Below are 15,971 nucleotides of genomic sequence, written 5' to 3'. Positions count from 1 at the left end.
TTTCTTCGTTTAATTGTTGAGAAAATATGGGCGCTTATAACCAAAAATACTGTTGTTAAACATTTCTGTTGTATCTATTGGTTTTCTATTACCACCTAATCCTTTTATGATGAACTGTATCATGAATCCACTATCAAATTCATCGCGGTTTTGTTGAAATTGATTTTGTTCATCAATATTCGAGTTTATATGCCTATGGAAAGCAAAACGAACAGCCCAACAACAGCTCTCGTATTGCAAACCCGCATAGCTCTCTAAGCTTCGTTTATCTTTCAAGTCTTGCGTAACACGACCAACAAACTGCCAGTTTTTATTTATTGCAACGTTAGTTAACAGCGAAACTTGTTCGAGCTTAGTATCTGAGACATTTTTGCTATAGCGATGGTTCAATTGAATTGTATTATTGTTATCAAACAGAAAATCTAAAGAACTTTGGCTTCTATTGGTTGTGTTCTCTTTAGTGTTATATTGAATATCGCTACTAAATTGCCAATTACGATTGAGGCTAATGTATAGTTCACTCGCTAATGCCGACTCACCTGATGAAGCGATTTGTTGATTGTTGTGGCTAACGTGGGTGTTATTTAAATAAACAATACGTCCTAAACTAATGCGAAATTTTTCGATGTTTTCTTTATCTAATAAGCGGCTGGTTATGCCCCAAGAATATTGATTTGCTTGCGCTATTCTGTCTAGTCCACTAAATCTTCTATCCCTAAAAAGCCCGTCATAATCGTCCTGTAAGGTTGTTGTATCATAAACGGCTATATTAGATTGGTCTTCATCTGGTATATATAAATATTGTAATTGAGGCTCTAAGGTTTGTGTAAATTGTTGACTGAAATATTGTGTTTGTCTGTCAAAGTTGATACCACCATGCATTCGAACCTTTGGTAATGTGCGACTGACTGATTTCTCGAGTTTAGTGAAATCATCTATACGCGTTTGATGATAGTTAGTTTGTAGAATTCTAAATTCTGAATTAAGAAACCAAGCTGGTGTTGAAATAGGAAAGGTGAGGCCAGCTTCAACATGGTACCTATCTGCTTCAGGTAAGTCTCTATTGTTTGATGTAAAACGTGTCAGTTCTGAATAAATATCGAACTCACCATTGAAAAAGTTAAGTTGAGCAAAGCGGCTAAACTCGATATGCGGTAGTGTTTGATAACTCGTTTGGTGTTCACCTAATACTTCAAAATCTTGCAGTTGAAGTTTGGTGTACCAATTTTCACTAAAATATGCAATTTCACCTATTTGATATAAATAGGCATCATTAGAGTTATATTGTTCACTTCTTATATCAACTAAGTAGTTGTCGTCGCTAATGGTCGTATAATCAACATATGCGCGAAAATTCTCAGAAATAGTGCCAACGTGTTGTAAACGCGCTAGGTATCTACTGTCATCAACCTTTAATTCATCATCTTTATTTAAATATTCTATGTTCAATTGACCATTCTGCTGGCCCGATAAATATCTGAACTCTGTTAGTAACTGCAGACCACGCTTTGACATATATTTAGGTGTTATTGTTGCGTCCATGTTAGGGGCAATGTTCCAATAAAAAGGAGACTCAAACTGAAAACCTGTGCGTTGTGATGATGAAAATTTAGGATATAAAAAGCCTGATTTACGTTTATTCGATACAGGGAATGAGAAATAAGGCACGTAAAAAACAGGCACACCAAACAACTTAAAACGTGCATTGTATGCTTCGCCATGATTTTCGCTTACGGAAATACTAATTTCACTTGCTTGAATTTGCCAATCAGGTACTTCTCCGTAACAAGTTGTAAAGTTTGAATCGACAAGCGTCAGGGTTCCATCTCCCGTTACTCGAATATTGCCCGCACTACCATGTCCTGGATTTCCGGCTAATTGATATGAGCTTTCTGACAATTCTGTGAAACTTTGTGATTTACTGGCATTTAATGAAGATGCGAAAATATCTACATTTGGGTTTTGAAAGTGTATATTACCTGCCGCAGATAGCATTGATGTTTTTCTGTCTACAAATAATTCGTCAGCTGAAATAGCTTGTCCTTGACCAGATAACGTCACTCCGCCTAGAAACTTGGCATAGTGTTCGCGTTTTATATCAGTTGTTTTTGACCAAATATTATAGGCGTCACTATTTTGTGAATAGGTGTTTTCAGTAATACTTGGGTACGTAGGAAGAGGGCAACTGGTATTCGCATTAAGTAATGTCGTTGCCTCTTGCGCTAAAGCGTTATGACAAGCTAAATACGTTGATGAAATGACCAACAATGTCCGGAGAAAATGCATTAAAGTTCCGATTTATAGAATTGATTGTTAGGTATCATAAAAATTCGTGTTATTTTAACCGCAAAGTTGTTAATAATATAGCAATTTTCTGTAATGAAACATTATTAATCAAAAGCTTTGTAGTCCAAAGCGATAGGAGAAGTTTTTGCTCGACGATAGACTCGCACCGTTAACCGCATGGCTAATCGAAAAGTATGAAGATAAAGGCATTGTATTACAACCACTTAGTGGTGATGCTGGTTTTAGGAAGTATTTTAGGTTTCACAGTAAAGGGCAGCATTATATCGCTGTTGATGCACCAAACCGCTATTGTAACAATCAAGCGTATGAGATGCTCGAAAAGCGTTTTGCAGTAGCCAATATTCCAAGCCTTACCATTTTACATGTCGACCAAGATCGTGGTTTCTTTAGTTTGAAGGATTTAGGTGATACGTTATTGGCCGACATTCTCACGTCAGAAACTGTCATCGAAAGGTACCAAGAGGCGATTGATTTATTACCTGAGATAGCGATGTTGTCGCGTGAAAATTTGCCAGAATATGATCGAGATTTTGTTCAACGCGAACTGAATATTTTTATAGAATGGTTAGTCGAACATCACTTAGCGCTAACTGTCTCTGATCAAGAACGCGAAGCATTGCAATGTTGCTTTAATATTTTGATAGAAAACATACTTGCACAACCGCAAGTGTTTATGCATCGTGATTTTCACAGTAGAAACCTGATGTGGTATCAAGATAAGTTAGCGGTTATTGATTTCCAAGATGCAGTTGTAGGACCTGTTACCTATGACATTGTGTCGTTGTTGAGAGATTGCTATGTAAAATGGCCAGTGCCGGTCGTTAATGAAGCATTTCGTTACTTTGTAGAAGAATTTGGTGAACAACTCATTGGTGAAAAGCTGCCAATGTCGCAGTGGCAGCGATGGTTTGACTTAACGGGTATACAACGACATATCAAAGCTGCGGGTATTTTTGCACGGCTAAAACACCGTGATAATAAGCTCGGCTACATGAAAGACATCCCTTTGACCTTAACGTATATTGTTGAAATATGTCAGCATTACCCAGAGTTAACGCCGTTGAAACTTTTTGTGGCTGAAAAAGTGCTGCCACACTTTACTGAGGAAACGTTACAAAAATGAAAGCGATGATTTTAGCGGCGGGTCGTGGCGAAAGAATGCGACCTCTCACTAATACTTTGCCTAAGCCAATGCTTATAGTAGCGGGAAAGCCGCTGATTTTGCACCATATTGAAAGGCTAAAGAAAGCTGGGTTCAGTGAGCTTGTTATTAATATCTCTTGGTTAGGAAATAAAATCATTGAGTTTTTAGGTGACGGTAGTGCCTTCGGGGTTTCAATTCAATACAGTAATGAAAATGATAAAGCATTAGAAACAGCTGGTGGCATTTATCAAGCTTTATCGTTGCTTGATGACAACAATGCACCATTTTTAGTGGTCAATGGTGATACTTACATTGACACGAATTTTGATGGCATTCCTGAACTCCCAAGCCATATTCAGGCACATATATGGCTTGTGAAAAACCCTAACCATAACCTTTCGGGAGATTTTAATTTAACGCGAGGTTTGGTTAAAAATGACGGTGATATTAGTACTCGATATACATTCAGCGGTGTTGGCCTATATCGCGCTAGTTTGTTTTCTTCTTGTAATACAGGCCAACCAGTGCGACTAGCGCCCTTACTAAGGCAAGCCATTGACGAGCAAGCTGTGACAGGTAGTTTATTATCCGGGCATTGGGTAGATGTCGGTACACCACAGCGATTATCAGCACTTAATAAAGAATTAGAAGGTTAACTATTCATGCGTATCTGGGGTAAAGTTCTTGGCTTTTTATTTGGTTTTATGTTGAGTAAGCATTTGATCGGTGCATTACTCGGTATGTGGCTAGGACATCGATTTGATAAGGGAATGGGCTTCGATTTTGATCGGTTTGCAGCGCAAGATGAAGATAGTCGACAACAAACATTCTTTTACACAACATTCACAACCATGGGCTATATTGCGAAAGCGAAAGGCCGTGTAACTGAGCACGAGATTGCTTTTGCCAGTGCTTATATGCAAAAGCTTGGCTTAAACGCTGAAATGAAAAGGCAAGCACAAGACGCCTTTAGAGAAGGTAAGCTCGCTGGATTTCCACTAGAAAAAGAATTGGATACGTTAAGAAAGCGTTGCGGTCATCGACAAAATTTATTGTTAATGTTCTTGGAAATTCAGATTCAAGTGGCTTTTGCTGATGGGAGTTTGGATAACAGCGAACGTGAAGCGCTGCACGTTATCGCACAACGTTTAGGTTTTTCTGCAAGAGATCTAGATAAGCTGCTAGAAATGATTATGGCGGGTGCACAATTTCATCAAGGTGCACAACAAGGTCAATCTCATCAACAACAGTTAGATAATGCCTATAAATTACTTGGCGTTTCGAAACAAGATTCGCAGCAAATGATTAAAAAGTCTTACCGGAAGCTTATGGCGCAACATCACCCAGATAAACTAGTTGCCAAAGGGTTACCGCCTGAAATGATGGAATCAGCTAAACAGCAAGCGCAAGATATTCAAGCAGCATATGAGTTAATCAGTAAAAGTAAAAAATAATCGTTTCCCTTGGTTACATTATTACCAACCGATTGATGTTAACCAACCATTAATTTGTTTTATTAGGGCATCGTTATCGTAATAGCCGGTGTTAAAGTTAAATAAGCGCGTTTGGCGGTATTGAGACTTCGCCATTTGTTTTACTTTTTTATGGCGTACAGACGCGTTTTGGGGAACTTTAAAATGATCTGCCTTAAGGTATAAATCGAACACTGGCAACGACAAATTAGCAAGTTGATTTGCTGAAGCCGTGATCTCTTCATCTGTCGGCATGTAAGCACTAAGCATGATAAATGCGGCAGGGTTGTCAATTTGATTTTGTGCTAACAGTGTAATGACTTGCGCCGCATTTTGTCCTTGGGCAACAATAATTATTATACCTGGGAAGCTTTTAGCTTTCTCCAACGCGGCAGTTAACAGTAGTGCCAGTTGTTGTCGATATTCAACCAGAGCTTGTTTGTTCTCGGCAATTTTTGCACTTTTTTCTGTTGCTATTGAAGGATAGTTTTCAGGCTTAGCTATGGGCTGTAGGCTGATCGTTGTCCACCCATATTTTGGTAAGCGCTGGCGTAGTTCATTTATTGCCTGAGGACTGGTAGCTGGTTGCTGCCATTCAGGGATTAATATGGCAACTCCCTTTGGTGCCTGACTATCATGGGTGTTAACCAACGCAAGGTGGGTATCTGAACCTACCATTAAGTTGTCAAAATTATCGTCGGGTAAATAGTGTTTTAAATCTAATTCGTATATTTCTTTAAGCGCCTTAGGTAGCATAACAACAGGTTTCTGATTTTGTGCTTCTTTATCCTCCTGTGGTTGCTCCTCTTTTTCAGCTGCTTTAACTTTCTCTTCTTGTTTTACTGGCGTTGAGTCATTACTTTCTTGCAGCGCAAAATGTGCAAATACACTCGTGCTAGTAACAAGTAAAAAAATAAACAACAATGCTTTATGCCGACTGATCATTATATGCCTTAGAGTTGTTATTTATTTTATTTATCGACACTTTAACGAAAAACTGTTGTAAAAAACAGTCACTAAAAAGGGCAGGGAGCAGTAATTTCTATTTTTTGCTGACTAACTGGGTGATGAAATGTTAACGCATAAGCATGTAACATTAATCTTTTACTCATTGCTAGCGCTTTCGCATTAGCATAGAGCCTGTCACCTAAGATAGGGTGCCCGATATGAAGCATATGCACTCTTAGCTGATGTGAGCGTCCGGTAATTGGGGTTAGTTTTACAAGGCTTGAATGTTGATCGGTTGAAATAACTTGGTAATAAGTAAGTGCTTTTTTACCGTTGTCATGATCTATTTTTTGTTTAGGTCGATTTGGCCAGTCGCAAATAAGTGGTTGTTCTACTGAGCCTTGTTTTTGCTCAACCTGTCCAAAAACACGTGCAAAGTAAGACTTCTCTGTTTGTCGCTTTTCAAACTGGCGACTGATATCTACATGAGCACGTTTATTGAGCGCCATTAACATTACGCCAGACGTTGCCATATCAAGCCGATGCACTACCGTAGCTGTTGGGAAAACGCGTTGAACACGGTTTTGTAAACAATCTTGATGTTCTGGTAATCTGCCTGGCACTGATAATAATCCGCTGGGTTTATTCACCACAACAATATCGTTATCTTGGTAGAGTATTTCAAGATATGGTGTTTGCGGCGGTGAATAAACAAAGGCAGGATTAGCAGACATTATTAGTGAGTCACCACTATCATTCTAACTGCTTCAAATTTTAGCTGAGCCTTTTTAATGTAGGTATCTAACTCTTGCTGTTGTACTTTTATAAAATCTAGCTCTTCCTGTCTAACACTTGGATTAATTGCTTTGAGTGCCGATAAGCGTTGCCACTCTTGTTCAAGCTTTTCATTCATAATGTTTTCAGCATCATTGATTAATGCGTTTACCTGTGACGCAGCATGAGATTCTGCTTTCTCAACTAACGGTGCTACTTGGCCTTTTAATGCTTTAACAAGTTGCAAAGCCACTTGCTTTTTCACGGGCACGAGTTGTTGATCGAGAACTTGTTCACTGACTTTATCGGCAAGGTTATTCGCGTTTTTGTCTACTAGCACACGAATAGGCGTGGTCGGTAGATAGCGTTTTAATTGCAGTTGGCTTGGCGCAGTGGCTTCAAGTGTGAACAAACACTCTAAGAAAAATGTACCTGCAGGTAGCGCTGGATTTTTAAGCAAGCCAATACTCGAATTTCCAACATCATCTGATAATACGAGATCGATCGCGCCAGTCACCATTGGGTGATCCCACGTCAGCAAATGGTAATCCTCGCAGGCTAAGGCTGTATCTCGATGAAAGGTCACTGTTGTGCCGTCATCAGGTAGACACGGGAAGTTACCACTTAACATATGCTCGGTAGGTTGCAGTGCAATTGCATTGTCGGCTTTATCATCTTGTGCAATACCAAATACATCAAATACTTGGAACATAAACTGAGGAAGGCTAGTGTGGTTATCTTGCTTGATAATATCTTCTACCAATGTCTCTGCTCGGCCTTGACCAGAAGAGTTTAGTTCTAATAATTTATCTCGACCTGTCTCTAACTCTGCTTTCAATGTTAAGTGGAGTTGATGACTGTCATTAACAAATTTTTCGATGGTTTTCTCATCGACAACAGGTGAGAATTTAAGATCTGTCAGTTGCTCAGCATAGGCTTCGTACACTGCTCTGCCTGTTACGCAGGTATGTTCAAAGGCATTAAGGCCTTCTTGATACCATTGAAATAATGCGCTTTGCGCTGACTGTTCAAAATAAGGTACATGTAGATTGATTGTTTGCGTTTGACCAATACGATCTAATCGACCTATACGTTGCTCCAATAAATCAGGGTTCATTGGCAGATCAAAGAGCACTAAGTGATGAGCAAATTGGAAATTTCGACCTTCACTGCCTATTTCTGAACAGAGCAATACTTGAGCGCTGTCTTCATCTTGCGCGAAATATGCGGCTGCACGGTCACGCTCAAAAATGCTTAGACCTTCATGGAAAACAGCGGCGCGCATACCTTCTTTAACACGCAAAGCGTTTTCGAGTTCAATGGCTGTTTCCGCATGTGCACAAATAACCAGTACTTTTTCTTTGTTAAGTGTTTTTAACAAAGAGATTAAGTAATCAACACGGGGATCTATTTCATACCAAGGTTTGATAGACGCTAGGTCAAACAAACGCTCTGGGGTGTGTAAGTAATTTGCTTGTTTTTTCTCTAAAAGGTTGTCACGCGTATCAGATAGTAAAAAGTCTTCAATGGCTTCTTGATATGCTTCTGGCATTGATAATGCGGTTGCATGGAGTTTTCTTTCTGGAAAGCCTTTAATTGTATTGCGGCTATTTCTAAATAAAATTCTGCCAGTACCATGTCGATCTAACAGTTGATTGAGTAATGTTTTGCGTGCGTTAGCTTGTTCATCTTCGCTTGCCGTCAATTGCGACAACAAGGCACTAATATCAGATTCAGCTAATAGCGTTGTTAACACTTCTTGTTGTTGAGCGGTTAAAGGCTTATTAGCAACTAATGCATTGGCAGCGTCCGCTACTTCAGTGTAGTGAGTTTCTTCTTCAATAAAGGTTTGATAGTCATAAAATCTATCAGGATCGAGTAGACGCAAACGGGCAAAGTGGCTTTCATGACCTAATTGATCTGGTGTCGCTGTTAGTAGCAATACACCAGGGATCGTTTGAGCAAGTTGTTCTATGCATAAATATTCAACGCTGACATTATTAACTTGCCAGTTTAAATGATGGGCTTCATCAACGACCATTAAATCCCATTCTTCGGCAATTAATGCTTCGTACCATTCAGGATTATCTTTAATAAAGTTGAGATTAACTAATACTAATTGTTCGGCAGAAAATGGATTTACCGCTTCATCTTCATCACTTGCATTCGCGATCTCTTGACAGCGTGTTTCATCAAAGATACTAAAATGTAAGTTAAAACGTCGTAGCATTTCTACTAACCATTGGTGGGTTAGCGATTCCGGTACAATGATGAGAACGCGCTGCGCTCTACCCGTTACAAGCTGTTGGTGAATTATCAAGCCTGCTTCAATTGTTTTACCTAAGCCTACTTCATCGGCTAATAAAACGCGCGGTGCAAATCTGCTACCCACTTCATCGGCGATATATAACTGATGTGGGATCAAACTAACACGGCCACCAGTTAAGCCTGTTAATGAAGATTGCTGCTGTTGATATTGGTGTTTTAAACTGTCTTTTCTTAATCGAAACCAATCTAGCCTATCTACTTGACCATTGAGTAATCTATCATGTGGTTTATTGAATTTAATAAAGTGATCAATCATCACTTCTTTAAGGCTAGTTACTTCATCATTATCGACACGTGTGCCGTGATAAGTGAGAATGCCATCTGTGTCTTCGGTATCAGTAATGACTAACTGCCATCCTTCATGGCTAGGGATGGTATCGCCTTTTTGAAAGATAACTCGTGTTAATGGGGCGTTGTCTATGGCGTATTTTCTTATATCACCCGTTGCTGTAAACATGATAGAAACGAAACGGTTCTCAACACTCGTTACTGTGCCTAATCCTTGATCTGATTCTCCATCACTAATCCAACGTTGGCCCGGCTGAAACGACATAGAAATACACTCCGAAAATATGCGATGTAAAAAAGGGGCGCTATGGTAACGTTAATCATAGCGCTGATCATCTAATTTTTCTGAAAAATACTGAAATTTTCTTAGTGTTTAGGGGTTGTGTTTTATTTTACACCAAGTTCTTTTAATCGCTCTAATAAGTAGCTCTTTTGCGTATGTCGTTCAGATAAAACAACTTCATCGCGTGGATGTAAGAAAAGTGGCAATGATATACGAGATTTCTTAGCTTCTTCACCCGAAGGATTTATAACGCGGTGACTGGTCGAAGGAAAGTAACCGCCTGAAGCTTCTTGCAGCATATCACCAATATTAATGATCAATTGACCAAAATCAGCGGGGACATCAAACCATTGGCCGTCTTTTAATTGCACTTGTAAGCCAGGTTCATTAGCTGCTGGTAAAATCGTGATGAGATTAATATCTTCATGGGCTGCGGCTCTTTCTGCACCTGGTTCTTCATCACCTGACAAGGGTGGATAATGCAGTACACGTAATAGCGTATTTGGTGTATCTTTTATCATTGCTGAAAGCGGCTCTGAGTAATGCTTTGCTACGTCTTCAGGACTATATTTTTCAATCCAATCTAGCAATTCAGCTGCAAGGGCACTTGCTAAGTTATAATATTCGAGGATTTCTTCTTTTAGTGCTTGGGGAATTCTTCCCCAAGGATAAACGTGATAATACTCTTTTATATCTTTTTTTTGATGACCTTTAGCGGTTTCCGAAATTGCAGGTGCAAAATAGCCATCTTGGGTCTCAGGATCAAAAGCATAGTTTTCAGGCTGCCCGTTTTGAAAAAAATCATACCAACGCTGGTATATTGATTCAACCAAGGCTTGTTTAATTGGATGGTGTGTTAAAACACCAAACCCTGTGTCTCTCAAACTTTGCACAAAGCGCGCTGGCGCGTCTTTATCACGGTAGTCTACTACTTGAACTTGCATAACTAAAACCCATCAATATTTTGTACTTTGATCAGTATATCAAAACCTGTCTAATTGGTCAGGTAAAGATTTTTATAAATAACAGCTTAAAATGTATCGACAATAAAAAACGCCGCTATAATGAAAATATAATACATTGAATTATGGAAAGAAAAATATAATGAAATTACCTTTGTCATTGGCTTTAGGGGTTAACGTTTTATTGTCAGCGTGTTCAAGTAATCAGCAAACGTGTGAAGATATTACTGTTGCTACAGAACAAATTCAGCAATGCCAATCATTGCAGCGTCAAATTGTGGCGGCTAAAGATAAACCTATTATCCGTACAGAACTTGAACGACGCTATCAACAAGATTGTGTAGAAATTCGTTACTACAGAGAAAGCCACCAAGATGCAATTTGTGGTAATAAAAAAGAAATGCAAACACTAAAAAAAGAAGGTGTAGATAACTAAAATATGTAACGTTTATAAAGCACTAAAGCTTCTAATGCATTCTTTATTCACTGCTAGGGATTTTGTTAAAGTTGTGATAATTTAGAGGTATATGACCAATAAAACATCAAGTGATACTAGTTCACTGTCTACAAATGATTATGCTTTAGCGAAGGAAGCGTTGTCGATGCTTGATAAGTATCGCAAGCTTGAAGGGCGGTATACTGCACTTTTTACGCTTAATCAGCTTTCGCACGAGTGTGCTGATCTCAATACTTTTTATCCTCAGGTTCATCAGGCTATTGCGTCGATCATGAAGGCTACCAATTTTTATATTGCCTTGTACGACCAAACCTTCAATACGCTAGATTTTGTTTATGATGTCGACGAAAAGGACAGCTTTCCTCCTGGGCCTGTTGACTATAACAAGTTTGAAGGCTCAATGACTTCTTACGTCATTGAAACTGGCGAGCCTTTACTCGTTACTCCCGAAAAAATGCAATTGATGGAAAAAGCAGGTTCTATAAAGGCGTTAGGCACGATAGGAACTGATTGGTTAGGTGTACCGTTGATTTTAGATGGCATGGTCATTGGTGTCATGGCAGTGCAAAGCTATAACGAAGAAACGCGTTACCAAGAGCATGATTTAGAAATGCTTACCTTTACTGCTCAACATATTGTGACGGCGATGACACGTTTACAAGATAGAGAGCGCCTGCAAAAAGCCGTTGATGCACGTACAAGAGAGTTAATGGATCAGATACGTGAAAGAGAACGCTCTGAACTATTACAAGAGTCATTGTATCGGATTTCAGAATTAACCAATGACGCCACAATTGATATTGATAAGTTTTATGCGATGGTTCATAACATTGTAGGTCAACTACTTAACGCAGAAAACTTTTACATTGCTAATTATAATAGCGCTGAAGATTTGATTTCGTTTGTGTATTACTCTGAGCAAGATTCAGAAAATTTGCAATCTAAATTTGCGCCTCGTAAGTTCTCTAATGGTTTTACAGAATTAGCAATTACTCGAAAAGAAACCATTTTGCTAAATCGTAAACAAATGTTCGAGCTTCATGAATTAGGGCATACGGCTAAACCGCAAACTAAAACACAGTCTTGGCTAGGTGTACCACTTATGCAAGAAGGTGAAGCCATTGGTGCTATGGTAATTCAAAGTTACCACGCGAATGTTATTTTTAATGATAACGATGCCGAGTTACTTAATTTTGTTTCGCAACATGTCGCTACAGCGATTAAAAGGCGTGAACTTGCATTATTTGAAAAGCAGACACACGAGTTATTGGAGCAACAAGTTAAACTTCGTACTGTTGAACTTGAAGATGAAATAAAACAGCGTAAATCAATTGAAGAGCAGTTAAAGCATGCCGCTACACATGATGCATTAACAGGCTTGCCTAACCGTACCGTATTTTTGGATATGTTGAATCATGCTATTGCCTGTTGGACCAGAAAGCCCTCGTTGCAGTTCGCGATTCTGTTTTTAGATCTTGATCGTTTTAAAGTGGTTAACGATAGTTTGGGTCATCATGCAGGTGATGTGTTATTACAAAAAGTCGCTGTAGGGCTCAAAGAACTTGTCAGAACTAAAGATACGGTGGCACGTCTTGGCGGTGATGAATTTGTAATACTTATCGAAGATCTTGAGCAGAAAAATGAAGCTTATGACGTTGCTGAACGAATAACTGAGTTTCTCTCTACGCCTTTTTTAATTGAGAATCAGCCTGTGTTTATTGGCACAAGTATTGGGGTTTTGTTTAACGATGAGCGTTATCAAGACGCTGAAACCATGTTGCGAGACGCAGATATTGCCATGTATCACGCAAAAGATATGGGTAAAGGTCGTTATGAAGTATTCGATTCAAGCATGCACAAAAAAGTACAAAATGCGATGACCCTTGAAGCAGATATTCGAGAGGCTATAGATAACAACGAATTCTTCCCTTATTTTCAACCCATTGTGCGTTTAGATAATCAGAAAATTGTTGGCTTTGAAGCCTTGGCAAGGTGGCATAGCGAGACTAGAGGTTTTGTAATGCCCAATGATTTTATTTCACTTGCTGAGGAAACAAACCTTATTTTAGCCATTGATTTACAAATTCTACAACAAGCATGTCAGCAGCTTAAACGGTGGCAAGTTGCCTATAATCGTGATGATTTATACGTTAGTTGTAATTTGTATGGTAACCACTTCTTTGATCCTAAGTTACCTGACAACATTGAGGCGATATTGTCTAACCTTGATATTAAACCAAAACACTTACGAGTAGAGTTAACCGAACGAGCATTATTAGAAAATAGTGAAATGGTGCTTAAAAACATGATGGCACTTAAGAAAATGGGGGTAAAAATTTTACTCGACGATTTCGGCACCGGTTATTCAAGTTTAAGTTACTTGCATAGGTTTCCGATTGACGTGTTAAAAATTGATCGTTCTTTTGTGAATAATGTACATGAACATGAAAACCATCGTGCAATTATTAAAACCATCATTGACCTCGCAACTAACCTTCAAATGGGAACCGTTGGTGAAGGTATTGAGTACTTGGCCGATGCGAAGTTACTCTCTGATATGGATTGCATGTATGGACAAGGTTACTATTTTTATAAACCGATGCCCGCCAATGCTATTGCACAATACCTTATCAGTTCAAATTAGCTAATGTTTGCTCTTGTGTTAGCCATTTATTTTGCAAACGCGATAAAGTGCCAGCACGTTTCACTTTTCGGAAAGCTTGGCGAAACTGTTGTAACAAAGCAGGGTCAGTGCCTTTAGAAAAGGCAATACATAGGTCGTTATTAAGCTCTTTTATTTCGCGCACTTTTACCAGTTCATTGATATTCAATCCAAACTTTTCAGCGCGACTAGCCACAGTAAGATCTGTGGCAATAATTAAATCTACTCTACCTTTGTACAACATCAGAATATTTTGATCATCTTTATTAAGTAGATATATCTTATTGTATTGTCGATCCTGTAGATATTGTGCAGCATTTGATTTTCGTGTTGCTGCAACACGAAAATTGTGAAAGTTTTCTTGTTTGTTTCTTAGTAGTGCTTCGTTATTTTTTACCGTCCAAAAATACAACTTTTCTTTTGTTAAACTTCCAACCCAAAGAAAATTGTCATCGCGCTTTGCGGTATGTGCAATCGAATAGATTAACGTATTTGGCGAATGTGTTGCTTCTGCATAAGCTCTTGCCCAAGGCATTACGGTAATATTAGGTACAGTGTTTGTTTCTTTAAACATCGCGCGAACAACTTCAGTCGCAAAACCGCCTAATTGACCATTTTGTTGTTTTATTTGATAGGGTTCAAAGTATTCCGTCACAACTTTAATTTGAGATGTGTTACTTTTAGCCATTGAATATAAAGGAAAAAGTAATAAAAAGAATAAAACGAATACAACTTGATTACTCAATTTATGGTTACTCATGTAGTGTGTGATTCCTGTAAGGAAGAGACAGAAAGTCTAGCGCTGATTTTTAAAGGCGCGTATTTTACATGAATATTGACTATTTAGTAATCTATTTTGACAAGCAAATAAAAAAAGAGACATAATCTATGTCTCTTTTTTGTACAGAAATGTTGACTTAAATCGTTATTCACTTAAGACGAAATCTAAAATACCTAATGCTGCTTTTCTTCCTTGATCAATGGCGGTAACCACGAGATCTGAGCCAAGTACCATATCTCCACCGGCAAATATATTTTTTGCAGAGGTTTGTAATGCAAACTCGCTTTCCGCGCTCGCAACTACACGGCCTCTATCATCTAGTGATACGCCTGCATCTTGCATCCACTTAGGTGGACTTGGCAGAAAACCAAAAGCAATGACAACAGCGTCAGCTTCCATAATAAATTCACTACCGGCAATAGGCTCAGGGCGTCGACGCCCCGCAGAATCTGGTGCACCTAGCTGGGTTTTAACAAATTTCACACCACATGCCTGACCATTTTCATCTACGGCGATATCAAGTGGTTGGATATTAAATTGAAAATTTACACCTTCTTCTTTGGCATTTTGTACTTCACGTGGACTGCCTGGCATATTGGCTTCGTCACGTCGATATGCGCAAGTCACTTCCGTTGCACCTTGACGTATTGAAGTGCGAACACAGTCCATAGCGGTATCTCCACCACCTAACACAACAACTTTTTTATCAGCAAAGCTAATATAAGGTTTAGCATTTTCAGTGATGCCCATAATATGCTGAGTATTGGCGATAAGGAAATCTAACGCGTTATACACGCCTGGTGCTTGTTCATTATCAAAGCCACCGGTCATATCTGTGTATGTACCCATGGCAAGAAAAACCGCGTCATAATTATCGGTCAGTTCGTTAAAGCCGATATCTACACCAACATTAACATTGAGTTTAAATTCAATGCCCATGCCTTCCAAAATAACACGGCGACGTTGAACAACTTCTTTTTCTAATTTAAAAGAGGGAATGCCAAACGTCAGTAGGCCACCTATTTCTTGATGTTTATCAAAGACAACACAATCAACACCGTTACGCGTTAAAACATCTGCGCAAGCCAGGCCAGCAGGGCCAGCACCAACAATCGCAACTTTTTTACCGGTAGCAATAACGTCTGAAAGATCGGGTTTCCACCCTTGTTCAAAAGCGGTATCGGTAATGTATTTTTCGATATTACCAATGGTAACTGCACCAAACTCGTCATTAAGCGTACAGGCAGACTCACATAACCTATCTTGAGGACATACGCGACCACACATTTCCGGCAAACTGTTAGTTTGATGACATAAATCAGCAGCTTCAAATATCTTACCTTCAGTGACTAATTCTAACCACTGCGGTATATAGTTATGTACAGGACATTTCCATTCACAATACGGGTTTCCGCAATCCAAACAACGATCCGCTTGCCCTGAACTTTGTTCACTACTTAAAGGGTTGTAAATTTCAACAAAGTCTATTTTACGTTCGTCAATTGGCTTTTTAGGAGGCTCAATTCGATTTACGTCAATAAACTGATATACATTTTTACTCATAA

12 protein-coding genes are annotated in these 15,971 nt (G+C 38.9%); 5 read left to right on the top strand and 7 right to left on the bottom strand.

Features of this window, described 5'->3' with window-relative positions; genetic code table 11:
- Positions 1-9: 9 nt before the first annotated feature.
- A complete protein-coding gene (gene lptD, locus QUE09_RS14770; protein ID WP_286233612.1) occupies positions 10-2,286 on the bottom strand; it encodes an LPS assembly protein LptD in 2,277 nt (758 codons plus the stop codon).
- A gap of 145 nt (positions 2,287-2,431) precedes the next feature.
- Here lptD and QUE09_RS14765 point away from each other — a divergent pair, with 145 nt between their 5' ends.
- The 3 genes from QUE09_RS14765 to djlA are packed head-to-tail and all read left to right on the top strand — an operon-like array spanning position 2,432 to position 4,905.
- A complete protein-coding gene (locus QUE09_RS14765; RefSeq protein WP_286233611.1) occupies positions 2,432-3,430 on the top strand; it encodes an aminoglycoside phosphotransferase family protein in 999 nt (332 codons plus the stop codon).
- The gene (gene murU, locus QUE09_RS14760; protein ID WP_286233610.1) at positions 3,427-4,107 is read left to right on the top strand and encodes an N-acetylmuramate alpha-1-phosphate uridylyltransferase MurU; all 681 of its coding nucleotides are present in this window, start codon (positions 3,427-3,429) and stop codon (positions 4,105-4,107) included. Before QUE09_RS14765 ends, murU begins: the two co-directional genes overlap by 4 nt.
- 6 nt (positions 4,108-4,113) lie before the next feature.
- The gene (gene djlA, locus QUE09_RS14755; protein WP_286233609.1) at positions 4,114-4,905 is read left to right on the top strand and encodes a co-chaperone DjlA; all 792 of its coding nucleotides are present in this window, start codon (positions 4,114-4,116) and stop codon (positions 4,903-4,905) included.
- Positions 4,906-4,926: 21 nt separating this feature from the next.
- On the opposite strand, the gene QUE09_RS14750 is transcribed toward djlA, so the two are convergent.
- The 4 genes from QUE09_RS14750 to QUE09_RS14735 form a co-directional block, all read right to left on the bottom strand.
- A complete protein-coding gene (locus QUE09_RS14750) occupies positions 4,927-5,868 on the bottom strand; it encodes a DUF3530 family protein (protein WP_286233608.1) in 942 nt (313 codons plus the stop codon).
- 71 nt (positions 5,869-5,939) lie between these two features.
- Entirely contained in the window at positions 5,940-6,605 is a 666-nt protein-coding gene (gene rluA, locus QUE09_RS14745) for a bifunctional tRNA pseudouridine(32) synthase/23S rRNA pseudouridine(746) synthase RluA (protein WP_286233607.1), read from the bottom strand.
- A 2-nt stretch (positions 6,606-6,607) separates the two neighbouring features.
- Positions 6,608-9,526 (bottom strand): RNA polymerase-associated protein RapA, encoded by a 2,919-nt coding sequence (rapA, locus tag QUE09_RS14740; RefSeq protein WP_286233606.1) that lies wholly within the window; start codon positions 9,524-9,526, stop codon positions 6,608-6,610.
- 122 nt (positions 9,527-9,648) lie between these two features.
- Entirely contained in the window at positions 9,649-10,488 is an 840-nt protein-coding gene (locus QUE09_RS14735) for a 2OG-Fe(II) oxygenase family protein (RefSeq protein ID WP_286233605.1), read from the bottom strand.
- Positions 10,489-10,648: 160 nt separating this feature from the next.
- On the opposite strand from QUE09_RS14735, the gene QUE09_RS14730 reads away from it, so the two are divergent.
- Together QUE09_RS14730 and QUE09_RS14725 are read left to right on the top strand one after the other, a co-directional pair.
- Positions 10,649-10,942 (top strand): hypothetical protein, encoded by a 294-nt coding sequence (locus QUE09_RS14730; RefSeq protein WP_286233604.1) that lies wholly within the window; start codon positions 10,649-10,651, stop codon positions 10,940-10,942.
- 91 nt (positions 10,943-11,033) lie between these two features.
- Positions 11,034-13,607 (top strand): sensor domain-containing phosphodiesterase, encoded by a 2,574-nt coding sequence (locus QUE09_RS14725; RefSeq protein ID WP_286233603.1) that lies wholly within the window; start codon positions 11,034-11,036, stop codon positions 13,605-13,607.
- Here the strand turns inward: QUE09_RS14725 and QUE09_RS14720 are convergent.
- Together QUE09_RS14720 and QUE09_RS14715 are read right to left on the bottom strand one after the other, a co-directional pair.
- Positions 13,594-14,385, bottom strand: a complete 792-nt coding sequence (locus tag QUE09_RS14720; protein WP_286233602.1) for a substrate-binding periplasmic protein — start codon at positions 14,383-14,385, stop codon at positions 13,594-13,596. The genes QUE09_RS14725 and QUE09_RS14720 overlap by 14 nt on opposite strands.
- A gap of 165 nt (positions 14,386-14,550) precedes the next feature.
- The gene (locus QUE09_RS14715) at positions 14,551-15,969 is read right to left on the bottom strand and encodes an FAD-dependent oxidoreductase (RefSeq protein ID WP_286233601.1); all 1,419 of its coding nucleotides are present in this window, start codon (positions 15,967-15,969) and stop codon (positions 14,551-14,553) included.
- Positions 15,970-15,971 lie beyond the last annotated feature (2 nt).

This window comes from Thalassotalea sediminis, assembly GCF_030295915.1.
In the GTDB taxonomy this organism is placed as follows: domain Bacteria; phylum Pseudomonadota; class Gammaproteobacteria; order Enterobacterales; family Alteromonadaceae; genus Thalassotalea_C; species Thalassotalea_C sediminis.
Note: the sequence above shows the minus strand (reverse complement) of the source record. Positions and strands in the feature narration are given on the sequence as shown.